Origin of the sequence: Herbinix luporum (genome assembly GCF_900070325.1) — a bacterium.
GTDB lineage: Bacteria > Bacillota > Clostridia > Lachnospirales > Lachnospiraceae > Mobilitalea > Mobilitalea luporum.
On sequence record NZ_LN879430.1, the window covers coordinates 860,831 to 886,264 of the forward strand.

At 35.9% G+C, this 25,434-nt stretch carries 21 protein-coding genes and 1 pseudogene; all 22 read left to right on the forward strand.

Annotated elements, in window-relative coordinates; translation table 11 throughout:
* The first annotated feature begins 444 nt into the window (after positions 1–444).
* The 22 genes and pseudogenes from cutA (at position 445) to mraY (ending at position 25,426) form a co-directional block, all read left to right on the forward strand.
* Positions 445–764 (forward strand): annotated as a pseudogene (cutA, locus tag SD1D_RS12810) (divalent-cation tolerance protein CutA).
* Positions 765–1,140: 376 nt separating this feature from the next.
* Positions 1,141–1,554: a DUF4279 domain-containing protein gene (locus tag SD1D_RS03960; protein WP_058257718.1), complete on the forward strand. Its 414-nt coding sequence runs from the start codon at positions 1,141–1,143 to the stop codon at positions 1,552–1,554.
* Positions 1,555–1,993: 439 nt separating this feature from the next.
* The gene (locus tag SD1D_RS03965) at positions 1,994–3,454 is read left to right on the forward strand and encodes a UDP-N-acetylmuramoyl-L-alanyl-D-glutamate--2,6-diaminopimelate ligase (RefSeq protein ID WP_058257719.1); all 1,461 of its coding nucleotides are present in this window, start codon (positions 1,994–1,996) and stop codon (positions 3,452–3,454) included.
* A 32-nt stretch (positions 3,455–3,486) separates the two neighbouring features.
* On the forward strand, positions 3,487–5,733 hold the full coding sequence (priA, locus tag SD1D_RS03970; protein ID WP_058257720.1) for a replication restart helicase PriA: 2,247 nt from the start codon (positions 3,487–3,489) through the stop codon (positions 5,731–5,733).
* A gap of 37 nt (positions 5,734–5,770) precedes the next feature.
* A complete protein-coding gene (def, locus tag SD1D_RS03975; protein WP_058257721.1) occupies positions 5,771–6,262 on the forward strand; it encodes a peptide deformylase in 492 nt (163 codons plus the stop codon).
* Between the two features lie 190 nt (positions 6,263–6,452).
* On the forward strand, positions 6,453–7,382 hold the full coding sequence (gene fmt, locus SD1D_RS03980; RefSeq protein WP_058257722.1) for a methionyl-tRNA formyltransferase: 930 nt from the start codon (positions 6,453–6,455) through the stop codon (positions 7,380–7,382).
* 97 nt (positions 7,383–7,479) lie between these two features.
* The gene (locus SD1D_RS03985) at positions 7,480–8,184 is read left to right on the forward strand and encodes a zinc metallopeptidase (protein ID WP_087758764.1); all 705 of its coding nucleotides are present in this window, start codon (positions 7,480–7,482) and stop codon (positions 8,182–8,184) included.
* The gene (gene rsmB / locus SD1D_RS03990) at positions 8,174–9,523 is read left to right on the forward strand and encodes a 16S rRNA (cytosine(967)-C(5))-methyltransferase RsmB (RefSeq protein WP_242955249.1); all 1,350 of its coding nucleotides are present in this window, start codon (positions 8,174–8,176) and stop codon (positions 9,521–9,523) included. Before SD1D_RS03985 ends, rsmB begins: the two co-directional genes overlap by 11 nt.
* A 25-nt stretch (positions 9,524–9,548) precedes the next feature.
* Entirely contained in the window at positions 9,549–10,559 is a 1,011-nt protein-coding gene (gene rlmN, locus SD1D_RS03995) for a 23S rRNA (adenine(2503)-C(2))-methyltransferase RlmN (RefSeq protein ID WP_058259189.1), read from the forward strand.
* A gap of 102 nt (positions 10,560–10,661) precedes the next feature.
* On the forward strand, positions 10,662–11,384 hold the full coding sequence (locus tag SD1D_RS04000; protein WP_058257724.1) for a Stp1/IreP family PP2C-type Ser/Thr phosphatase: 723 nt from the start codon (positions 10,662–10,664) through the stop codon (positions 11,382–11,384).
* A gap of 17 nt (positions 11,385–11,401) precedes the next feature.
* The gene (pknB, locus tag SD1D_RS04005; RefSeq protein WP_058257725.1) at positions 11,402–13,564 is read left to right on the forward strand and encodes a Stk1 family PASTA domain-containing Ser/Thr kinase; all 2,163 of its coding nucleotides are present in this window, start codon (positions 11,402–11,404) and stop codon (positions 13,562–13,564) included.
* 1 nt (position 13,565) lies between these two features.
* Positions 13,566–14,447 carry a ribosome small subunit-dependent GTPase A gene (gene rsgA, locus SD1D_RS04010; RefSeq protein WP_058257726.1) on the forward strand — a complete coding sequence of 294 codons (882 nt, stop codon included), beginning with the start codon at positions 13,566–13,568 and terminating at the stop codon, positions 14,445–14,447.
* Between the two features lie 52 nt (positions 14,448–14,499).
* Positions 14,500–15,177 carry a ribulose-phosphate 3-epimerase gene (gene rpe, locus SD1D_RS04015; protein WP_058257727.1) on the forward strand — a complete coding sequence of 226 codons (678 nt, stop codon included), beginning with the start codon at positions 14,500–14,502 and terminating at the stop codon, positions 15,175–15,177.
* Positions 15,170–15,844, forward strand: a complete 675-nt coding sequence (locus tag SD1D_RS04020) for a thiamine diphosphokinase (protein WP_058257728.1) — start codon at positions 15,170–15,172, stop codon at positions 15,842–15,844. The genes rpe and SD1D_RS04020 overlap by 8 nt, the downstream gene beginning before the upstream one ends.
* Positions 15,845–15,914: 70 nt before the next feature.
* Positions 15,915–17,009 (forward strand): redox-regulated ATPase YchF, encoded by a 1,095-nt coding sequence (ychF, locus tag SD1D_RS04025; protein WP_058257729.1) that lies wholly within the window; start codon positions 15,915–15,917, stop codon positions 17,007–17,009.
* Positions 17,010–17,039: 30 nt separating this feature from the next.
* On the forward strand, positions 17,040–17,984 hold the full coding sequence (lgt, locus tag SD1D_RS04030; protein ID WP_058257730.1) for a prolipoprotein diacylglyceryl transferase: 945 nt from the start codon (positions 17,040–17,042) through the stop codon (positions 17,982–17,984).
* Between the two features lie 289 nt (positions 17,985–18,273).
* Positions 18,274–18,702, forward strand: a complete 429-nt coding sequence (mraZ, locus tag SD1D_RS04035; RefSeq protein WP_058257731.1) for a division/cell wall cluster transcriptional repressor MraZ — start codon at positions 18,274–18,276, stop codon at positions 18,700–18,702.
* A gap of 30 nt (positions 18,703–18,732) precedes the next feature.
* Positions 18,733–19,668: a 16S rRNA (cytosine(1402)-N(4))-methyltransferase RsmH gene (rsmH, locus tag SD1D_RS04040; RefSeq protein WP_058257732.1), complete on the forward strand. Its 936-nt coding sequence runs from the start codon at positions 18,733–18,735 to the stop codon at positions 19,666–19,668.
* Positions 19,669–19,715: 47 nt separating this feature from the next.
* Positions 19,716–20,243, forward strand: coding sequence for a cell division protein FtsL (gene ftsL2, locus SD1D_RS04045; protein WP_058257733.1), 528 nt, complete (start codon positions 19,716–19,718; stop codon positions 20,241–20,243).
* Positions 20,244–20,273: 30 nt separating this feature from the next.
* The gene (locus SD1D_RS04050; RefSeq protein ID WP_058257734.1) at positions 20,274–22,286 is read left to right on the forward strand and encodes a peptidoglycan D,D-transpeptidase FtsI family protein; all 2,013 of its coding nucleotides are present in this window, start codon (positions 20,274–20,276) and stop codon (positions 22,284–22,286) included.
* Between the two features lie 87 nt (positions 22,287–22,373).
* Positions 22,374–24,320, forward strand: coding sequence for a penicillin-binding transpeptidase domain-containing protein (locus SD1D_RS04055; RefSeq protein WP_058259190.1), 1,947 nt, complete (start codon positions 22,374–22,376; stop codon positions 24,318–24,320).
* 137 nt (positions 24,321–24,457) lie between these two features.
* Entirely contained in the window at positions 24,458–25,426 is a 969-nt protein-coding gene (gene mraY / locus SD1D_RS04060; protein WP_058257735.1) for a phospho-N-acetylmuramoyl-pentapeptide-transferase, read from the forward strand.
* Positions 25,427–25,434: the final 8 nt, after the last annotated feature.

A 25,434-nucleotide genomic window follows, 5' to 3' on the forward strand; every position in this document is an offset into this window, starting at 1 on the left:
AAGGGTTACCTTTAAATTTTAGAGCATAATCGACTATTTCAGCTCTTATTGATGAGTTATCCTTGCCAGATTTTTTTGATGTTATGGATAGTTTAAGTTTATATTTGTTTTTTATATATTTTAAATTCATACCTACCATCTCCTTCTTATAAATGATAAAATTAAAAGAAACATAAATAGTGTTGATATTATCTTATGAACTTCTACAAAATAAGTTACAAATCGACAATGCACTAAGGAAAGGATTATGTAGAATTAAATTGTTACTTGTTATTGAGCTAGGAGTTTATATTAATTTATATCCTCCAATAATTTGACCCTATCTTTCTTAAATTCGTTGAAGTACAAGTAATAATATGGTAATATGCATTTAAAAACTGCACTAAAATACAAATGCTAGCTGATACTTGTAAATGGATTATAAATTATAAAGGTGGTATATAGATGAGCAAATATGGAATCGTACTAACAACATTTGAAAACGAAGAGCAGGCAAAGCCTATAATATCAGAAATTTTAACTAGTAAACTAGCAGCATGTGTACAGGAAATTAAGATAAAAAGTCACTATACATGGAAGGATAACTTTGTCATGAAGATGAGCTATTAGTTTTACTTAAGACTAAAAAAGAATTATATCCTCAGTTGGAGAAGAAACTCATAGAAATTCATCCTTATGAGACAGCTGAAATCTTGTTTGTTGATGTAGAAAGTGGAAGTAAAGCATATTTAGCATGGATAGATAAACAAACAAAAGAGATGTAAATGAAGTATTGAAAATACAGACACGGATATGGTGCATTATTGTTGGTACAGTGTCCGTGTTCTTTATTACCAACCAATATTAAAATAATACAGAATAATTGCAAAAAAGTGCTATAATATGCTAAAAAGGGTTACAATTGATACTTGACTTAAAATGTCAAATGACGCAGAATATAGGAATAAAATGCTATATTATGTTGTGATATAAAAATATATAAGAATATAATTTTGGCAGTATAATTCGCTTTATTATAGACTTTATAGATACCTATAACTGTAGAATATTATCCACGGATTTATACAGAAAGTATATTTAAGCTAATATTCTGATATGATCGGTTAACTTCAAACATATTTAAGAAAAGTGAGGTGTGCTATGAAGCCTAGAATAATTGCAAAACTCATATTATATTTTGAGAAAGATTTCGACATTGAGAATATTAATGAACTAGTACAGCTACTTCCATCTGTTTCAAAAAGAATATCTAGCAGCAATTTAAATCCTATTAATAGGATGCATAATAGTGGATTTTTGGAGATTCAATCAGATGAAATTGAAAGCTATGATGTAGTGGATGCTCAAAATGCGTTACTAAGTCTAACTCACAATCATTTGGATAACATAAAACATGCTATCGAAAAGTATGATGGTGAGGCTATTTATAGGTTTTTCATAAGCATAAATGAAGACAATTTTCCGGCACTTATGTTTGATGAAGAATTTTTATCTGATGTTAATTATTTGAATTCTAAATTAGATATAGTATTCACCACATATCAGGGTATCTAAACGAATAAATTATTGATTGTGATATTTCTTTAGAAATGGGAAGGAGAATAATGTAAGTATTTGAAGAATTTAACGGTGAAGCTGATGAGTTTTTAGAAGCAGTAGAAGAGGGTTACCTATAATATATAACTTTTAAAAAAAATTAGGCTGGAGCTTTATAATACTGAATTAGTATTGTTAAAGCTGCGGCTTAATTTATTTTTCTTTACAAAAATCTATTTTAGCCTATAATTAATTATGATTGTTGATATATGTCCTCATGGTTTGACCGGATTTTAAATATATTTTTATAAGACAGATATATTTAGTATAAAGAAAAATATCCTATACATATAGATTCATCAAAAAAAGCATTATTTGCAATAAGCTTAACAGAAAATGCAACAGATTATGTAAATATTGAGAGTATAATAAAGTAAAAACCATAGGAGGATAATTTATGTATTTGAATGAATTATTGGAAAAATTAGAATACACTTGTCTGCAGGGGGATGCACATATTTTGGTCACAGATTTAGTGTATGATTCTAGAAAGGTTAAGAAAGGTTCTGTTTTTGTATGTATTGAAGGTGCCGTAGCCGATGGCCATGATTATATTCCGGACGTAGTAGAAAAAGGTGCAGCAGCCATAGTTATCTCCAAGGATGTTAACTTGCCTAAAAATGTTACGGTTATAAGAGTTGATAATAGCAGGAGGGTCCTGGCTTATATGTCAGCCGCATACTTTGACCATCCTGCAAAGAAGCTTATTACAATCGGTATTACAGGTACCAAGGGCAAGACCACCACAGCCTATATGATTAAGTCAATCTTGGAAAATACGGGAATTAAGACAGGCTTAATAGGTACTATTGAGACTATTATTGGTGATGAGATTATTCCTGCTAATAATACAACTCCGGAATCCTACATTATTCAAGAAACCTTTGCCAAGATGGTGGATAAAGGTATTAAGTGCGTAGTTATGGAGGCTTCCTCCCAAGGGTTAATGCAAAATAGGATGGATGGATTTACCTTTGACTTTGGTGTGTTTACTAATTTAGGATATGACCATATAGGGGCTAATGAACATAAGGACTTTAACGACTATCTTAACTGTAAAAGCAAGTTGTTTAGGCAGTGTAAGATAGGCCTTATTAATATAGATGATAAATATGCTAAGGATATTCTAAAAGATCATACCTGTAAGGTGGAGACTTTCGGATTTTCTGAAAATGCAGATATATATGCCGCTAATGTTGAACTGGTTCACAAGCCCGGATATTTAGGAGTTGCTTATAAAGTTAATGGTCTTATGAATTTTGATGTTGCCATTGATATCCCGGGTAAGTTTAATGTATTAAATTCTTTATGTGCCATAGCTATATGCAGGCATTTTAATGTAAGTGAAGATGATATTGTTAAAGCCTTAAAGAAAATTAAGGTTAGGGGTAGGGTGGAATTGGTTCCCTTACCCGGTAATTATTCAGTGATGATAGATTATGCCCATAATGCCATGAGCTTAAAGAGTCTGCTTACTACCATAAGAGAATATAATCCTAAGCGGTTAGTCTGTGTCTTTGGTTGTGGAGGGAACCGTTCTAAGGATAGAAGATTCCTTATGGGTGAGATTTCATCTAATCTGGCAGACCTTACAGTCGTAACCTCAGATAATCCTAGATTTGAAGAGCCGGAAGATATTATTAAGGATATTGTTACCGGAGTTAAAAAAGGGCCGGGCAAATATGTTACAATAACTGATAGAAGAGAAGCTATCAAGTATTGTATTGATAATGCCATGGAAGGTGATGTTATTATAATTGCCGGAAAGGGTCATGAGGATTATCAGGAAATTAAGGGCGTAAAATACCACATGGATGATAGGGAACTGGTAAAAGAAGCTTACTTTGGTAACAGATAGAATAGTATTTAATTGTACGAAGGAGGACTGCTATGTCTTATCAAAAATTTGCAGATATAATAATTGATATATCCCATGAGGATTTGGACAAGACATATCAGTATGCTATTCCAAAGCAGTACTTATCTTTAGCTGTCATAGGAGCTTTAGTAGTAGTTCCCTTTGGAAATGGTAATCGTACGATTAATGGATATATAGTAGGCTTGTCCCATAAGCCAAAAATCAGTATTGAAAAGATTAAGCCCATATACCAGGTGGTAAAAGATGCCCCGGTAATTGAAAGTCATTTAATTTATCTTGCCTATTGGATGAAGGAAACTTTCGGCGGAACAATGAACGATGCCCTAAAAACTGTTATACCGGTAAAAAAGGCAGTAAAAATAAAGGAAAAAAGACGGATTGTACTGATAAAGCCATATGATGAGCTATATGAAATTTATCAGGAACAAAGCAAAAAAAACAATGTGGCAAGGGTAAGGTTACTTGAAGCCTTGTTAAAGAACAATATACTAGATTATAATGAAGCTATAGATAAGTTGAAAATCAGCAGACCTGTATTAAAGTGGTTTGAAGAAAATCAGCTGATTAAAATAGAAAGCAAACAACTTTACCGTAATCCTATTGAGCAGAAAAATGTTTCTAAGGAACTGGTAATCCTTAATGAAGAACAAAGGTATATTGCCGATTGTATTATTAAGGATTATAATGAAGGCTATCGTTATACTTATTTAATCCATGGGGTTACCGGCAGCGGTAAGACCGAGGTTTATATGGAAATTATATCTCAGGTAATAGCAAGGGGCAGGCAGGTAATTGTTTTAATTCCTGAGATTGCCCTAACTTATCAGACTGTTAACCGATTTTATGACAGATTTGGAGATCGGGTTTCTATCTTAAATTCCAGAATGTCAGATGGAGAACGATACGATCAAAGCCTAAGGGCTAAAAATGGTGAAATAGATATAATTATCGGTCCTAGATCTGCCTTGTTTACCCCTTTTAAAAATCTAGGACTGATAATAATTGATGAAGAGCATGAAGGAAGTTACAAAAGTGAAATTACACCAAAATATCATGCTACTATGGTAGCAAGAAAAAGAGCTGAGCTTAATAATGCCTTTGTAATCCTTGGTTCTGCCACACCATCTTTAGAATCTTATCAGAAGGGAATTTCCGGCGAGTATAAGCTTTTTAGCTTGACTAAGAGGGCAAAGGAAGCAGCTTTGCCCAAGATTTGGATTGTAGATTTGCGAGAAGAGTTAAAAGAAAAGAACAGATCGATTTTTAGCAGGAAGCTAAAAGAATTGATAATGGATAGATTAGAAAAGAAGGAGCAGATTATGCTCTTTATAAATCGCCGGGGATTTTCAGGTTTTGTATCATGCAGAAGCTGTGGCCATGTAATGAAATGTAACCACTGTGATATATCTTTGACCTATCATATACAGGGCAAGCTTCTTTGTCATTACTGTGGATATGAAGAAGCAATGCCAAAGATATGTCCTGCTTGTGGGTCAAAATATATTGCCAGCTTTGGTACAGGAACCCAAAAGGTTGAGGAAATGGTAAGACGGGAGTTTCCAGAAGCCAGAGTGCTTAGGATGGATACGGATACCACAAAAAATAAAGGGGGACATCAAAAGATACTGGAAGCCTTTGCAGAACATAAGGCAGATATTTTGGTGGGAACCCAGATGATTGTTAAGGGACATGATTTTCCCCTAGTATCTTTGGTGGGAATTATTGCTGCTGATTTATCTCTTTATGCAGGAGATTTTAGAGCGGCTGAAAGAACCTTCCAACTTCTATCCCAAGCAGCCGGAAGGGCAGGAAGGGATGCTATACCCGGAGAGGTTGTTATTCAAACATACAATCCTGATCATTATAGTATTACTACGGCAGCAGAAGGAAATTACCAGGAATTTTATGAGCAGGAAATGTTATATAGACAACTTATGCAGTATCCTCCGGCGGCTAATATTCTATTACTTCTTGTTAGCTCAAAGGATGAAGAAAAGGTTGATAAAGCTATTGTCTATGCAGGAGAAGTTTTAAAAGAATATTCAAATCAAAATCAGCACTCTTTTAAAGTGATAGGTCCTGCTCCTGCAACCATAGCAAAAGCTAAGGATATTTACCGCAGGGTTATATATATTAAGGATGAGGATTATAATTTACTTGTAGCTTTAAAAAATTATCTTGAGTTATGCTTTAGTAGCTCTAAGCATTTCCAAGACTGTACTTATCAATTTGATTTTAACCCTATGAGTGTATATTAGGGTTTGCAGTTTTTTAATAATGAAAGGAAGGTTTATGATGGCAATAAGAAAAATAAGAGAAATTGGTGATGACATACTTACAAAGGTAAGTAGGGAAGTAAAGAAAGTAGATCAAAGGTTACAGGTACTAATCGATGATATGCTAGATACCATGTATGATGCAGAAGGTGTTGGTCTTGCGGCTCCTCAAATTGGTGTCTTAAAAAGGGTTGTGGTTATTGATGTATCTGAAGAAAGGGATAATCCTATTATCCTAATCAACCCTGAAATTATTGAGACAGAGGGCTGTCAGATAGGGGATGAGGGCTGTCTTAGTATACCCGGCAAGGTGGGAACTGTCGAACGACCTAATTATGTGAAGGTAAAAGCCTATGACAGGGATATGAAGGAGTTTATTATAGAAGGAACTGAGCTTCTTGCAAGGGCATTATGCCATGAAATTGATCATCTTGACGGAATTTTATATTCAGAAAAGGTACAAGACGGGCTTAGAAGTGTATATGATACCGAAGAAGTAGATGAGGAGTAATGATATAAATATAGTGATAAAAGATATTATTTAGTGATATAAAGGTTAAACTTTTCTTAAAAAACCATGAAAATGTAGATTTTATAATAAGCTTTTCGATATAATTAATGAAAATAATAACCATAATAAAGCCATAAATTGTTTTGTATATTGCTAGATTGATAAACTTTGAAAGAAGGGGACTATATAAATGAAAGTATTGTTTATGGGAACACCGGATTTTGCGGTCAGTACCCTAGAAGCAATTATAGACCAAGGTCATGAGCTGGTGGGGGTAGTTACCCAACCGGATAAGGTAAAGGGAAGAGGAGCAAAAATCAGCTTTCCTGCAGTAAAAGAAACAGCTCTGAAATATAATTTACCTGTATATCAGCCTATTAAAGTAAAAGAACCTGAATTTATAGAAACTGTTCGCAATCTTAAGCCGGAGGTTATCGTAGTAGCTGCCTTTGGACAGATTTTGCCCAAAGAACTTTTGGATATACCCCCCTATGGCTGTATTAATGTTCATGCCTCCTTACTTCCTAAATATCGTGGGGCAGCTCCAATACAAGCAGCCATCTTAAACGGTGATGAAGAAACCGGTGTTACCATTATGCATATGGATGTAAAGCTGGATACAGGGGATATGATTTTGCAAGAGAAAATACCGATTTCCCAGGATGAAACCGGCGGAAGTCTTCATGATAAATTGGCTAAACTTGGTGCAGATTTATTGGTGAAAGTTTTAGAACAGTTAAGGGATGGAACTACCAAGAGAGTTCCTCAAGATGATTCTGAGGCCACATATGTGGGTATGCTTAATAAGGAGATGGGTTTGATTGATTTTTCACAGCCTGCTATTAAGATTGAGCGGATGATTCGGGGACTTAATCCATGGCCCAGTGCATACACTAAACTTAATGGAAAGACTCTAAAGCTTTGGGAGGCTCAGGTGATAGAGTATAGCTCAGATGCATTATACGGTCAGGTGGTAGCAGTTAATAAAGATTCATTTGTAGTTATGACTGGAAAGGATGCTTTACTTATTCGTGAACTTCAATTAGAGGGAAAAAAGCGTCTGTCCTGCGAAGCATTTCTTAGGGGTTATCCTATAGAAGTAGGAACTATATTAGGCTAATATATATATAATACAGGCTATATTACATGCAAAATCAAATAGAAATTTAAGATTATATAATATAGCAAATAAATGATAAATGAAAGAAGGTGAATATATGGGACCATATTTTTATTATTATGATCCGACTTATATTCTTGTTTTTATAGGTGTTATTTTGTCTTTACTGGCTTCAGCAAAAGTAAAATCCACTTTTTCAAAGTATTCTAATGTAAGAAGTATGTCCGGTATGACCGGAGCAGAGGCGGCGCAAAAGATTCTTCATAGGGCCGGTATATATGATGTGGGGATTGAGCGTGTACAAGGTCATCTTACTGATCATTACGATCCCAGAAAAAAGGTTCTAAGATTGTCGGATTCAGTTTACGGCAGTAATTCCATTGCGGCTATTGGGGTGGCAGCTCATGAATGTGGCCATGCAATACAGCACCAAGAAGCTTATGCCCCTTTAAGCATCAGAAGTGCCTTGGTACCTGTGGCGAATTTTGGTGCTGCGATTTCTTGGCCTTTAATATTAATCGGCCTTTTTCTGACCGGATCTCAGACACTAATTAATATCGGTATTGCACTGTTTTCTACTGCTGTATTATTTCAGCTTGTAACCCTACCGGTGGAGTTTAATGCTTCCAAAAGAGCAATTCAAAGACTTGGGGATACCGGTATTCTTTATGGTGATGAATTATCCAAAACAAAAAAAGTGTTAAATGCAGCGGCATTAACTTATGTGGCAGCGGCTGCAGCTACAATCCTACAGCTGTTACGTTTGATTATTTTATTCGGAGGACGACGCAGTGACGACTAATAATAAGGGGCGGGAAATTGTGCTGGATATGCTTCTTCAGGTAATAGAAGGAGAAGAATTTGCCCATAGGGTGCTTAGAAGGACTCTAAAAGCCCATCAAGATAAGCCAAAACAGGAAAGGGCTTTTATCACAAGACTTTTTGTAGGTACCATGAAGCATTACCTAACTTTGGACTATATAATTGAACAGTTTTCATCCTTGCCCGTTAAAAAGATGAAACCCTTTATAAGGAATCTTTTAAGAATGAGTGTATATCAGCTTATGTATATGGATTCGATTCCGGATTCTGCTGTTTGCAATGAAGCGGTAAAGTTGGCAAAAAAACGGGGCTTTGGCAAACTTTCAGGATTTGTCAACGGAAATCTTAGAAATATAGCAAGGGCCAGGGCTGATATACAGTACCCCGATAAAGACACTGATTTAAATAGATATTTAAGTATAAGCTATTCTGTTCCTAGCTGGCTTGTTACTATGCTTCTTGAACAATACAAACCGCAGGAAGTAGAAAAGATCTTGGAGGCTTCTTTAAGGGAAAATGAGATTACCATTCGCTGTAACTGTATAAAAACCACTCCCGATAAGCTTGAAGAGTTATTAATCGGTGAAGGGGTTACGGTAATAAGGCATCCCTACCTTAAGGAAGCCTTTATAATTAAAGATTTTGATTACCTGGAGGGATTTTCTACATTTAGGGATGGACTATTTATAATTCAAGATGTAAGCTCAATGCTAGTAAGTGTAGTGGCAAATGCCAAGGAAGATGATTTTGTAGTGGATGTATGTGCTGCACCGGGAGGAAAGGCACTTCATATTGCTGAGAAATGCAAAAAGGTATCAGCCAGGGATTTAACTGAATATAAAATAAATCTGATAAATGAAAATATCCGCCGTATGGGAATTGAAAATATCCATACTAAGGTTTGGGATGCCAATATAACAGATCCTGAAATCTTAGGTAAAGCAGATATTGTAATAGCAGACCTTCCTTGCAGCGGTCTTGGTGTACTGGGAAAAAAATATGATATAAAATATAAAATGACAGAAAAACAGCAAGATGATTTAGTCAAGCTGCAGAGAAATATTCTCCATGTGGTTTCAGAATATGTTAAGCCGGGAGGTATTTTAATCTATAGCACCTGTACTATTAATCACAAGGAAAATATCGGGAATATGGAATGGTTTTTAGATAATCATAATTTTAAGCCTGACAGCTTAAATAACTATTTGCCTGCCCAATTGCATTCCGATACAAGCAAGGCAGGTTATCTGCAGCTACTACAGGGGATTCATCCTACTGATGGTTTTTTTATTTGCAGAATGAGAAAGGAAAGTAGGTAAAAAATTGGACATAAAATCCTTATACATGGATGAATTAGTAGAGACCATGAAAAATATGGGTCAGCCGGCTTTTAGGGCAAAGCAAATTTATAATTGGCTTCATGCTAAATTGGTAGAATCTTATGATGAAATGTTAAATTTGCCAAAAGACCTAAGGAATAACTTAAAAGAACACTACCCTTTAAAAACCCTAGAAGTGGTAGATAAGCTGGTTTCACAAAAGGACGGTACAAGTAAGTATTTGTTTTCCTTAAATGATGATAGGATAATAGAAAGTGTATTGATGAAATATCATCATGGCAACAGTGTATGTATTTCTTCCCAAGTGGGATGTAGAATGGGATGTACTTTTTGTGCTTCTACCATAGGAGGTAAGGAAAGGGATCTTACCGCCTCTGAAATGCTTGATCAAATTTATAGAATTTCGGTGATGTCCAAAGAAAGGGTAAGCAATGTAGTGGTTATGGGCACCGGGGAGCCCCTGGATAATTATGATAATCTGGTACGATTTATCCGTATCTTAACCGATAGCCAAGGCCTTAATATAAGTGCTAGAAATATTACGGTTTCTACTTGTGGGATACCTGACAAGATATACCGTTTGGCAGATGAGGGACTTCCTATAACCTTGGCTCTGTCATTGCATGCTCCTAATAATGAAATTAGGAAGAAACTAATGCCCATAGCAAGACAATATGAACTTTCTGATGTACTTGAAGCATTTTATTACTATTACGAAAAAACAGGCCGAAGACTTACTTTTGAATATAGTTTAGTTGAAGGAATTAATGATGAAGAGGAGCATGCCCTAGAACTTGGAGAGCTTCTTAAAGGGTATAACTGTCATGTTAATTTAATTCCTGTTAATCCGATTAAGGAAAGAAATTATAGGAAATCAGACGGCCATAAGATACTAAAATTTAAAAATATACTTGAAAAATATAGAATAAATGTTACTATTAGAAGAGAAATGGGCTCAGATATTAATGCTGCCTGTGGACAACTCAGAAAGAGTTATTTAGACAGGGGCAAGTAGAAAAATGTAGGTTATTGTATATTTAAAATTTATTTGGTAAAATAAATTGATGGGATTACCTACGAATTTCTATTGTATCTGGGTGGACGAGGAGGTGCAGGCTTGAAAGCATTTTCAATCACTGATATAGGGGAAAAACGGAGGATAAATCAGGACTATGTCTTTTGCGAGTTAAATCCTATCGGTAATCTGCCTAATTTATTTATTGTTGCAGATGGGATGGGAGGACATAAAGCCGGTGATTATGCTTCAAGGTTCTGCGTTGAATTTTTTACGCAACACATTAGAAATAGTAGTCAAACATCACCGATAGCTTTAATTGAAGAAGCTATAAATGCTACTAACGAAGCAATATATAAGATGTCAAAGGAACAAGTGGAATTTGAGGGGATGGGAACAACATTTGTTGTGGCGACCATATTTAAAAATGAAATGTATGTAGCAAACATAGGGGATAGCAGACTGTATGTTATTGACAGCCAGATTAGGCAGATAACAGAAGATCATAGCCTGGTGCAGGCCATGGTTAATACAGGGGAGCTAAATAGGGATGAAGCAAGGGCTCATCCTAATAAGAACATAATAACGAGAGCACTCGGAGTTAATGAGATTGCTCAACCGGATTTTTTTGAAGTTGAGTTAAGTAGGGGGGATATTGTTCTGATGTGCTCAGACGGACTGACGAATATGTTGGAAGACGAAAATATAGAGCGTATTATCAGGAAAAATGTAAATGACCCGAAGACTGCAGCTGAAACATTAGTTAAGCAGGCTAATGAAAACGGAGGGAAGGACAACATAGCAGTCATAGTTATTAAAGTATGAAAAAGAGGTGAAAAATCATGTTAAAACCCGGTATGTTTATCAGCGATCGGTATGAGATCATTGATAGTGTCGGTTCAGGCGGTATGGCAGATGTCTATAAGGCAAAAGACCATCGGCTGAACCGTTTTGTTGCAATTAAAGTATTAAAACCGGAATATTCCAGTGACAAAAGTTTTGTTAATAAATTTAGAGGAGAAGCTCAATCAGCGGCAGGATTATCCCATCCTAATATAGTAAATGTTTATGATGTTGGTGATGATGGTGGTCTTTATTATATTGTCATGGAATTGGTTGAAGGTATAACACTAAAAAGGTTCATTGAAAGAAAAGGTAAGCTTGATGTAAAAGAAGCTGTAGGTATAGCCATACAGATCGCACAAGGGTTGGAGGCTGCCCATGATAACAATATTATCCATAGGGATATAAAACCTCAGAACATAATTATATCCAGAGACGGCAAGGTTAAAGTAACAGATTTTGGAATCGCCAAAGCATCAAATTCCAATACAATTACATCAAATGCTATGGGATCTGTTCACTATTTATCTCCGGAACAAGCTAGGGGCGGATATAGTGACGAAAAAAGTGATATCTACTCTCTGGGAGTAACTTTATATGAGATGCTATCAGGGAAGGTTCCCTTTGTGGGAGATAATAATGTTTCAGTGGCATTACTCCATATTCAAGGGGAAGCAGCACCCCTTAGGGAACTAGAGGAAGATATCCCCTTAAGTGTTGATAAGATAGTTCAGAAGTGTATGCAGAAAAAACCTGAGAGAAGATATCACTCTGCCTCTGAATTAATCGTTGATTTAAAGAAATCTTTAACCAATCCGGATGGGGATTTTGTTCAAATTCCGGCATTTGTTACAGACGATTCCCCAACGATTAATATTTCCGATGATTTGAATAAAATAAAAAATGGGTCTTACTATAATAACGATAGTGACTACCTAAGCGCTTATAGTAATAATAATTACAATAATAATCATAATAATAGTGAAATTATCGATGATGATGAGGATGAAGACGAAGAGTTAGATACGGTAGATACAAAGATGGAAAAGATTTTTTCCGTTCTAACTATCGTAGCAATAGTTGTCTTATTTATTGCAATATTGTTTGTGGTTGTACGTTTTATTTTTCCAAAAGGTAGCAAAAAGCCACAGGGTAACCAGACAGCAACAGTGTCTCCTTCCCTTGAACCCACTGAGGAACCTACACCTTCTATAGAAGCGGAACCTACTGTTGAAACTTATCAGTTCCCTTCAGTAATAGGTCATAAATTTGAGGATGCGAAAGCGGCTATTTTAGCTAAAGATCCTGATGCGGTAATAATACCACAAGAGGAGTATTCTTCTGAGTATGAAGCGGGATATGTAGTAAGACAATATCCTCATCCAAATACAGATTTCCCTGTAGGTTCTGAGGTAACCTTATATGTAAGTGTGGGACCTGAAAACTTTGCCCTACCCTCTGTATATAATATGAGCAAAGCTGAAGCAGAGCAGAAATTAAGAGAAAATGGTTTAGTACCTAAGATAGAAAGTATGCACAGCAATGATGTAGAAGAGGGTAAAGTAATCAGAACAGAACCGGCTAAGGATTCCTTAGTAAAAGAAGGAGATACCATAACAGTATATGTAAGTTTAGGACCTGAAATTGTTCTAAAACCTGTTCCAAATCTAATAGGAAAGACTCTTAGGGATGCAGAATCCTTGTTAAGAGAGGCCGGATTACGTGTCGGTAGGGTAAACAAAGAATCTTCTGAAAACTATGCTTCAGGACAGATTATTTATCAGGATACGACGGCAGGAGAATTAGTAGAACAAGGAACCAAGATAAATATTACAGTTAGCACCGGTCCTAAGGCAAAACCTACTCAACCTCCGAAGAAAAAGTATATAGGAACATTAATTATTGATGATATAAATCCTTTGGAACATAAAGAACTTGCTGAAGCAGAAGTAATATTGGAAATGGAACAAGGCGGATACAGTACCGAAATCTACAATAAACGGACATCTGCTTCTGACTTCCCTATAATAGTTCCTAATATTGAAGGAGAAAGTGCCTCAGTAGGAATTGTAAAAATGTATATTGATGGTGAAGTGTTTAGACTAAATGAAGGCGATCAAGCTTATGAATGGTATGTAGAATTTGAAACAGTGGAGGAATAGTTTGAAGGGCAAGATAATCAAAGGTATAGCAGGATTTTACTATGTACATGTGCCACAAGAGGATAAAGTATTTGAATGCAAAGCGAAGGGGATTTTTCGTAATCAAAATATCAAACCCCTTGTGGGTGATGATGTAGAGATTGATACCGATGATCAAGTTGAGGGTAAAGGAACTATTGCCCGTATTCTCCCAAGAAAAAATTGTATACTAAGGCCTGCTGTGGCAAATGTGGATCAAGCTATGGTCATATTTGCAGCAGCAGAGCCTGCTCCTAATTTAAACCTTCTGGATCGTTTCTTAATAATGATGCAGAGGCAAAATGTTGATACTATCGTATGTTTTAATAAAAAAGATATAGTAAGTAAAAATGAAATTAGTTTGTTAATGGATACTTATATGTTATGTGGGTACAGGGTGATTAGTACCAGTGTATTGAAGCAGGATGGGATAAATGCCATAAGTGAGCTTTTAAAAGGAAAAACCACAGTACTTGCAGGTCCATCCGGTGTCGGTAAATCATCCTTAATTAATTATATTAAGCCGGAAGCCCAAATGGAGATAGGAAAAGTCAGTGAGAAGATTAAAAGAGGAAGACATACCACAAGGCATTCCGAACTAATATATATTGATGAATGTACCTATGTTATGGATACACCCGGTTTTAGTTCTCTTTATATTCATGAAATAGAAAAAGAAGAGCTTAAAGTCTATTTTAATGAATTTAAAGATTATGAAAATCATTGTAGATTTATCGGATGCATGCATTTAAATGAGCCCGGTTGTGCAGTTAAAGAGGCGCTAAATCAGGGTAAGATTAGCAGCATCCGATATGATAATTATAAGGCTCTATATGAGGAACTAAAGGCTATTAAAAGGTATTAACATTGTAGGTATTTATTATATACTGGAAATCAGCTACTTGGAGGATACATTAATGATAAAACTAGCACCGTCTATTTTGGCGGCAGATTTTAATATTTTAGGGGAACAAATAAAAATATTAGAAGAGTCAGGAGTACAATATCTTCACGTTGATGTAATGGATGGGAATTTTGTACCCAATATCAGCTTCGGACCTCCCTTGATTAGTTCAATCCGTAAGAATTCGAAGCTGGTTTTTGATGTACATTTAATGGTAGAAGAGCCTATCAGGCTTTTAAATAGCTTTAAAGAATCCGGGGCAGATATTATTACGGTGCATCCTGAGGCCTGTTCGGATCTTATAAAAACCATAAATACAATTAAAGAAATGGGATTAAAAGCAGCGGTATCGTTAAATCCCGAAACCGACCTTAATAAACTGGACCAGGTATTAAAGGATTTGGATATGGTTTTAATTATGAGTGTAAATCCCGGATTTGGCGGACAAAAATTTATGCCGGAAAGCTTACAAAAGATTAGGGATTTGAAGGAAAAAATAAGTAAGGCAGGATTAGCCATAGATATAGAAGTGGACGGAGGCATTAATCATGATAATGTTATGGATGTGATTAGAGCCGGTGCCAATGTAATTGTATCCGGAACCACTGTCTTTTATGGAGATATTAAGACAAATGTAAATAAATTTGAAGAAATCTTTAATAGGTTTAAAAATGAGGTAGACCATGAATAAGTCAACCGGATTTAATAATCAAAACAAGATATTAATTATTACCGGTGGATGTATATGCGAAGAATTTTTAAAGTCCTTGGTTTTAAATGAGCAGTATACAATTATAATTGTCGCTGATAAAGGTTTATTGGCGGCATACAATCTTGGCTTGGAAGTGGATTTTATATTGGGAGATTTTGATTCGGTTCCGGCTAATCTGTTATCAGAATATAAAAATAGTGCCTCAAAAATATTAAGATTCCCTTCAAAGAAAGATAAAACTGATACGGAGATAGCTTTAGAACTTGCTCTTGAGCAAAAACCCGGGATAATTGATTTAATAGGTGCTACAGGAAGCCGTATGGACCATACTATGGCCAATATACATCTTCTTATGCCGGCACTAGAGCAAAGGGTTAATGCCAAAATTTTAGACCCCAATAATAAGATTTATCTTAAAAATCAAAGTTTTACAATTAAAAAAGATGAGCAATATGGTGATTATATCTCACTTCTTCCTTTTTCATCTAAGATAGAAGAACTGACACTAAGAGGTTTTAAATATCCACTGGATGGTATAACACTTAGGGCCGGAAGCAGTTTAGCTATCAGTAATGAGATAATGGATGAAGTGGCTTATGTAGAATTTAAAGAAGGTATTTTAGTGGTTTTCGAAACAAGGGACTAATAAAATATCATAATAATATAAAAAGAAAAACTAGTGAATATAAGGTATTTACGTAAGGAAGGAATTTGACATGAAATTAGGTATCGTAGGTTTACCCAATGTGGGTAAGAGCACACTTTTTAATTCATTGACAAAGGCGGGGGCTGAATCAGCTAACTATCCCTTTTGTACCATAGATCCCAATGTAGGAATTGTAACCGTGCCGGATGAAAGGCTGCAGGTTCTTGCTGATATATATAATTCAGAAAAAATATTACCGGCTATAATCGAATTTGTAGATATTGCAGGCCTTGTAAAAGGGGCATCAAAAGGTGAAGGCCTTGGTAATCAGTTCCTTTCAAATATTCGTGAAGTTGATGCTATTGTCCATGTGGTTCGCTGTTTTGAAGACTCTAATATAATTCATGTGGAAGGCTCTGTAAATCCCGCTAGGGATATAGAAACCATCAATTTGGAGTTGATTTTTTCTGATATAGAAATATTAGAAAGAAGAATTAGCAAGGTCTCAAGAGGAGCAAAAAATGATAAGGAACTGGCCAGGGAACTGGATTTATTAGAAAGGCTTAAGCAACATTTAGAAGAAGGAAAGATGGCTAAGAATTTCCCTGCAGATGATGAAGAGTTAAATCTGATTTCAACCTATAATCTGCTTACGGACAAGCCTGTAATCTATGCGGCCAATGTTACAGAAGAGGACCTTATAGATGACGGAGAAAGTAACGGTTATGTTAAGGCTGTAAAAGAAATTGCCGCAAAAGAAAATTCCGAGGTTTTTGTTATATCTGCAAAGATTGAACAAGAAATAGCAGAATTTGATGAAGAGGAAAAGAAAATGTTCTTGGAGGATTTGGGGATAAAAGAATCCGGTCTTGAAAAATTAATTAAGGCAGGTTATCGCTTACTGGGCCTGATTAGTTATTTGACCGCCGGACCAAAGGAAACAAGGGCATGGACTATTAAAGAAGGAACAAAAGCACCTCAAGCAGCCGGTAAAATACATTCTGATTTTGAAAGAGGCTTTATCCGTGCCGAAGTTGTACACTATGATCATTTGGTGGAATGCGGCAGTTACAATGGAGCCAGAGAAAAGGGATTGGTTCGCTTAGAAGGTAAAGAATATGTGGTACAGGATGGGGATGTTATTCTGTTCCGCTTCAATGTATAGAAAGATACAAAAAGAAAGTGGTGGATATGAATGGAGGTATTATTAAGTAGTGAAACCTTAACTAATATAAGGTTTCCCAATTTAGGTATTGAACTGAAGAACCTACCCACTGGTATTAACATTTTTGGTTTTAATGTTGCCTTCTATGGAATTTTAATTGGATTAGGAATGTTATGTGGATTGCTAATTACAGAAAGAATGGTCAAAAAGACCGGGCAAGATATGGAGTTATATCTGGATTTTGCCTTAATTGCCATTATTGTGTCAGTGATTTTTACCAGATTGGGCTATGTGTTATTTTCCCTGGATGAATTTAAAGACAATCCCCTAGAAATATTTAATCTTCGAAGTGGGGGCTTAATGATTTATGGGGGTATATTTGGGGCAATCCTAACTGCTGTAATCTTTACAAGGGTTAGAAAATATTCTTTTTGGTTGCTGGCCGATACAGGCTGTATCGGACTTATAGCAGGTCAAATTATAGGACGATGGGGAAATTTCTTTAATAGAGAGGCTTTTGGTAAATATACTGACGGTCTTTTTGCTATGCAGCTGAATATAAATGATGTTTCATATGATTTTAGAAAGCCTATTATAAGACTCCGTGAGCAATTTGGAGGAAAAGAGAGGGCTTTTGAACGAATAATGGAAATTCGAAATAATACCGTATTAATAGATGGAGCTGAGTATATTCAAGTTCATCCCACTTTTCTATATGAATCCCTATGGAATTTGGCAATATTAATATTCTTGCTTTTATATACTAAGCATAAGAAATTTGACGGAGAGATTATGCTTTTATATCTGGCAGGCTATGGACTTGGCCGTGTATGGATAGAGGGACTTAGAACAGATCAGCTCTTTTTATGGGGCACCTCAATACCTATATCTCAACTGCTATCCGCCATGCTAGTAATAGTATCCCTTGGATTAATAATTTACAAAAGAAAAAAGTTACAAAAATCAACCAAATAAAATAACTGACAATTCGGGACTAATTTACTATATTTTATCAATTCAACTATATATAGACATATTTTGTTCGAATTTTGGTTTTACCACAATATGTTGTAAATTTAATTGTAATAAGCACAGAAATTCCAAGAAAATTGGGGTTTCTGTGCTTTTATTTTTTTCTTTTGGTACTTGATAAATTCCCATTTGTATAATAAAATGAACTTATAAGTGGAGTGAAGTGGTGTAAAGTGGTTGAAAAGGCCACAAAAGTGGTACAAGCCATTTTAAAATGGAGTAGGTGCTGCCTATGTTTATGGGTGAATATATCCATACTGTTGATGCAAAAGGAAGAGTTATTATACCATCCAAGTTCAGAGAAGATTTAGGGGAAGAGTTTGTTATTACTCTTGGTCTTGATGGTTGTCTTTTTGCATACCCAAATTCCGAATGGCAGATATTTGTTGAAAAGCTTAAAACACTCCCGGGAACAAAAGATGCCAGGCAACTGCAACGATATTTTATGGCCGGTGCAGCTGCATGCCAAGCAGATAAACAGGGTAGAATATTAATACCTGCCAAACTGAGAGAAAAAGCTGCTTTAGATAAGGACATTGTCTTTGTAGGCGTTCTTAATAAGATTGAAATATGGAATAAAGAACGCTGGGATCAGAATAATACTTATGATGATGTTGATGATATAGCAGAGCATATGTCCCAGTACGGCATTAATTTCTAAGAAAATTCCCAATTGATAAGGAGCCCAAAGATGGCATTTGAACACAAGTCAGTACTTTTAGATGAGGTAATAGAAAACTTTAATATAGATCCGATCGGTATATATGTAGACGGAACTTTAGGAGGAGGCGGCCATTCTTCTGAAATAGCTGCCAGATTAACTTCAGGAAGACTTATAGGTTTGGATCAAGATGAAGCGGCCATAAAAGCTGCAGGAGAACGATTGGCCAAGTTTAAAGATAAAGTTACCATTGTAAGGAGTAACTATAGCCATATAAAAGAAGTATTAGAAAGTATCCATATAGATAAGGTAAATGGAATTCTTCTAGATCTTGGAGTTTCCTCATATCAACTAGATACTCCGGATCGGGGATTTTCTTACCGAGAAGATGCAGCTTTGGATATGAGAATGGACTTAAGAAATCAGCTAACTGCAAAAGATATAGTAAATAATTACAGTGAGATGGAATTATACCGGATTATAAGAGATTACGGTGAAGATAAATTTGCAAAAAATATTGCTAAGCATATTGTAAGGGCCAGGCAAATTAAGCCCATAGAAACCACTTTCGAACTAAATGATATTATAAAGGCAGCCATTCCGGCTAAAGTTCGTGCAGTGGGTGGACATCCTTCAAAGAGAACTTTTCAGGCTATTAGAATAGAGTTAAATAAAGAACTGGATGTTCTAAAAGATAGTCTACAGGATATGATAGATGTTCTTAAACCAGGAGGTAGGCTACTTATAATAACCTTCCATTCTCTTGAGGATAGAATTGTAAAGGAAGCTTTTAGAACCAATGAAAATCCATGTACCTGTCCACCAAGTTTTCCGGTCTGTGTATGTGGTAAGAAAGCAAAAGGAAGAAACATTACCAAGAAACCTATCCAACCCACAGCTAAGGAGTTGGAATTTAATAAAAGAGCGAAAAGTGCAAAACTAAGAATTTTTGAAAAGACATCTTAAGAAAGTATTAAAAAACAAAAGGGTATGAGAAAAAGGGGGGTCATGGCATGGCAAGAAACAACAAATCCTATCGATATCAAACTAGGACAAACTATACCGACGGTAATACAGCCCGTAAGCGAGAATTTAACGTAGATTATGCTATGGGAAATTATAATGCTGTACCGGACAGGCAAACAAGACCTATTCCCGAACCACAAAGAAGGGTAGAAACTAGGCCACAAAGACAGGTAAGAAGACAACCAAGAGAACTATCCGGCATCAGTAAGACTTCTTTGTTTATACTAATCTTAGCCATAGGGGCAACCTTGTATTTTTGCATTGAATTTTTGATGCTACAGAACCAGGTAAGCAAAATGGAAAGAGATATTATATCCATGGAGCGTAATTTGACGGCTATGAAGAACGAAAATGATGCAGCCTATGAGCAGATAGAAAAGGTGTATGATCTTGACTATGTATATAATATTGCTGTAAACGAGCTTGGAATGGTTTATCCTAATAACAATGAAATAATTACTTTTAAAAAAGCTGATGAAAATTATGTAAGGCAGTATGCAGATATACCTGATTAAAGTCAGTAAATAGAACGAGGTTAGTATACTATGCAGAAAACTACAAAAATTAGAAGATTTACATCCAGAATGCAAGCAAGATTATTGCTTGTATTTTGTGTAATTACTTTACTTTCTATAGGCCTTATTGGTAGGCTTATATATATAATGCAAACAGACGGTGAAAGGTATGCTAAGCAGGTTCTTTCTAGGCAGTCCTATGTAAGCGCTGTTCTTCCTTATAAAAGAGGTGAAATTCTTGATAGGGATGGGACAGTTTTGGCAAGAAGCGAACTGAGATATAGATTGATTTTAGATCCCTATAATCTTTTGGAGAATGAAGATAAGATTCCTACTACCCTTGAGGCTTTAAAAAGTCATTATGGTATTGAGGCTGAGACTGTAGATACTATATTGAAAGAAAGCCCAAACAGTAGGTACAAAATATTGCTAGATGACCTACAATTAGCTCAGGTAGAAGATTTTAAAAAGCTTATAAAAGAGGACAAAAAGATAACGGCCCTTTGGTTTGAAGAAAAATATGTAAGAACCTATCCTTATAATACACTTGCCTGTGATGTTCTTGGATTTACATCTGCAGATAACAAGGGATACTGGGGAATAGAAGAGTATTATAATGAGGAATTAAACGGTATTAATGGCCGAGAATATGGTTATTATGATTCTTCATTAAATATTGAGAGGATTGTTAAAAAACCGCAAAACGGTAATAGTGTTGTAACAACTATTGATATTAATGCCCAAAGAATTATTCAAAAACATATAAAAAGGTTTAATGAGGAAACCGGAAGTCTTAATATAGGCGTACTTATTATGGATCCTAACAATGGGGATATAATTGCCATGGCTTCCAACGAGGAATATGATTTAAATTCTCCCAGAGATTTATCGGGTATATATAGTGAAGAAGAACTTTCTAATATGACTCTGGAAGAAAAGATTGAAGCCATGAATAAGATTTGGAAAAATGATATAATAAGTTCAGGATTTGAGCCCGGTTCTACTTTTAAGCCTTTTACAGTGGCAATTGGCCTTGAAGAAGCCATTATTTCTAAAGACAGTACATATTATTGTGACGGAAAAGAGCGTGTGGGAGGATGGGATATCCGTTGTAGTGCCAGACATGGCCATGGAGAATTAACTTTGGCCGAAACCTTAATGAAGTCCTGTAACGATGCCATGATGCAGATTGCCGAGGCAGAAGGAAGAGACCTGTTTTATCAATATCAAAAATATTTTTCCTTTGGTCAAAAAACCGGTATAGACCTGCCCGGTGAAGAGAGCGGACTTATAAAGTCGGTGGAAGAGCTAAATGCTGCTGAACTTGCAACCAGTAGTTTTGGTCAGACACTTACAACAACAATGCTTCAGATGGCAGCAGGGTATGCTTCTTTAGTAAATGGAGGTTATTACTATCAACCCCGTGTGGTAAAGGAGATTCTAAATGACCAGAATGCAACAGTTAAGAAAATTGAGCCTCTTCTTATAAGACGTACTGTATCTGAAGAAACATCTGAGTTTATTAAGGAGGCAATGTATCAAACAGTTGAACTTGGAACTGCAAAGTATGCCAAGGTTGAAGGTTATACAATCGGAGGAAAGACAGGTACTGCTGAAAAAATTCCCAGAAATCAAGGTAATTATGTGGTATCCTTCCTAGGTTCAGTACCTGCTATGGATCCCAGTATTGTAATATATGTAGTTATAGATGAACCACAAAATGTACCAAGGCAGGATAACAGCTCAATCGCAACTAAGTTTACCGCCGAAATAATGAAGGAACTACTTCCTGCACTGGGCATATATCCAGAAGGGGAGATTGATTATCTGCTCCCTGATCCGGATGATATTACAGATGATAATACAAATGAAGAAACTGATGAAGACACCAATGAAGACACTAATACTGACAATAATGTAAATGATGACCAAACAACTAATACAGAGGAAACTACAAGAGAAGACATAAATTCTGAAGTAAATGACGATAATCAAGAGGGACAAAATGAAGAAGCCGGGGAAGAAGCAGCCGGAGAAGAATAAGTCAAGTTAAGTAAAAGCCTTTAAGCAATGAATAAAGCTGTATCATCAGTAATAAAATTAAACGATAAGATCTTCAGGATGGATGATATGGCAAGATGCAGAACATATAACAAAAGGAATATCCTGATAATTGTAATAGCTATCCTATTAGGAACCCTAATCTTGACCGGAAGACTGGTATACTTAATGATTTTTAAATCGGAGTATTATTCGGCCCGTGCCAAGGCACTTCATGAAAGGGAAAGACCTATTAAGGCCAAGAGGGGCAATATCTATGATATTAATGGAGTAAGAATAGCTGCTAATAAACCGGTTTGTACGATTTCGGTTATTCATAGTCAGATAAAAGATCCCGAGAAGGTTATCAAGGTACTGTCAGAAGAATTAGGTATTAGTGAGGAAACCGTAAGAAAGAGAGTAGAGAAGGTTACATCCATTGAAAGGATTAAATCCAATGTTGATAAGGAGATTGCAGATAGAATTAGGGAATATAAGCTAGAGGGTGTTATGGTTGATGAGGATTATAAGCGTTATTATCCTTATGACAGCCTAGCTTCTAAGGTAATAGGATTTACCGGCAGTGACAATCAAGGTGTAATAGGCTTAGAGGTAAAATATGAGAATTACCTAAAAGGAATTGACGGAACCATACTTACTCTGACAACGGCCCATGGAATTGAGATAGAAAATGCCGCAGAAAGTAGAATAGAACCTCAGCCGGGAAATGATTTATATATAAGCCTTGATATAAACATACAAGAGTATGCACAGCAGGCAGCTTATAAAGTAATGGAAGCTAAAAGTGCCAATAATGTTAAGCTTATTGTTATGGATCCCAGAGACGGTAAGATTTATGCAATGGTAAATGCACCGGAGTTTAATCTAAATGATCCCTATACTTTAATCAATGAAATTGCCAAAGATTATGTGGATGAAACCTTAAGTTCAGAAAAACTAAACGAACTGCTAAACGGAATGTGGCGTAATGCCTGTATCAGTGATACATATGAGCCCGGCTCTGCCTTTAAGATTGTAACGGCTGCAGCTGCATTAGAGGAAAAGTTAGTAAAGCTTGATGATAAATTTTTCTGCCCCGGATATAAGAAGGTGGAAGACAGAACCATCCGCTGTCACAAAGCCGGCGGACATGGAAGCCAGACTTTTATTGACGGTATAAAAAATTCCTGTAATCCGGTTTTTATGGAAATAGGAGCCAGGTTAGGGGTTGAGAAAACATATGAATATTATAAAAAGTTAGGACTTTTTAACAGAACCGGTGTGGATATACCGGGAGAGGCCAACTCCATTATGCATAATATGGATGTTGTTGGTGCTGTAGAACTTGCCACCATGTCTTTTGGCCAATCCTTTCAGATAACCCCCCTACAGTTACTTGTAGCTACCAGTGCTATAATTAACGGTGGGAAGCTAATAACTCCCCATTTTGGACTTGAAGTAAAAGCTGCTGACGGAAGGATTGTAAAAACATTGGAATATAAAACTTCCGATAATGGTGTATCTAAGGAAACTTCAAAGATAATGAAGGAACTTTTAGAAGCAGTAGTTTCCGACGGTACAGGTAAAAGAGCTTATCTTCCCGGTTTTCGTATAGGGGGAAAGACAGCTACTTCCGAAAAACTGCCAAGAAGAAGCGGAAAATATATATCATCATTTATCGGCTTTGCTCCGGCAGATGATCCCCAGGTAATAGCCCTGGTCTTAATTGATGAGCCGGTTGGAATTTACTATGGAGGAACTATAGCCGCTCCGGTTATTGCAGAATTATTTGATAATATACTTCCCTATATGGGGATTGAAGAAAGATATACTGAGAAAGAAGAGGAAGAATTTAAAGTAGGTACTTTTCTAGTACCGGATTTTATCGGAAAAACTAAGCAGGAAATGAAAGACCTATTAAAGATTTATGACTTTGGGGAAATCTATACCCTTGGAGAGGGAGAGGTTGTAACAGAGCAGTTCCCCCTTCCCGGTGAAAATGTAAACAGAAATAGTCCCCTAGTACTTTATTACTAATGTGATTTTTTATAATGATTCAGTCCCATATAATATTGTTATTTTTAAGGTTATAAAGTATAATAGCCTAGTTCATAATAGAACAATAGATTAAATACATAAGAATTAAGCCTTTAAGTAGGCGGATAGGAGTAATCATGAACTTTTCAGATTTTCAGGTTATATTACCGGTTATAATATCGTTTGGAGTCTGTGTGGTATTTTGTCCTATTTTAATACCCTTTTTAAAACGTTTGAAATTTGGCCAGTATGTAAGACAGGATGGGCCGGAATCTCATTTAAAGAAATCAGGAACACCGACTATGGGTGGAATAATAATTGTACTTAGTATTTCTATTACCTGTCTTTTCTATTTGAAGGATAACAAGGAAATCATACCGGTCTTATTTGCCACTATTGGTTTTGGTATCATTGGTTTTTTAGATGACTACATAAAAGTGGTAATGAAACGTTCCATGGGTCTAAAGCCTTGGCAGAAATTAATAGGGCAGATTCTTGTAACTGCGGTATTTGGTATTTATCTGGTAAATTCTGTAGAGGACGTTACTTTAATGCTGATACCATTTTCAGGAGGAAAGTATGTAGATATTTCTTACTTATTTCTCCCCATGATGTTTATAGTAGTACTGGGTACAGTTAACGGCTCCAATTTTACCGATGGACTAGACGGATTAGAATCTAGTGTTACGGTTTTAATTGCCACCTTTTTTACCGTAGTGGCTATAGGTATGAAGAGTGGACTTTCTCCAATCTGTGGAGCAGTGGCAGGCAGCCTACTGGCCTTCTTGCTTTATAATGTATATCCTGCTAAAGTGTTTATGGGAGATACAGGATCACTGGCCCTAGGTGGATTTGTAGCCTCAACGGCATATATGCTTAGGATGCCCTTATTTATTGTACTTGTGGCATTTATATATTTAGCAGAGGTAATCTCTGTTATGCTACAGGTAGGATATTTTAAATTAACCGGTGGAAAAAGGCTGTTTAAGATGGCTCCACTCCATCATCATTTTGAATTAATGGGCTGGTCAGAGACTAGGATAGTTGCCGTATTTTCTATTATAACTACTATATTATGCCTAATAGCTCTGATGGGAATTAATTAATACGGCAG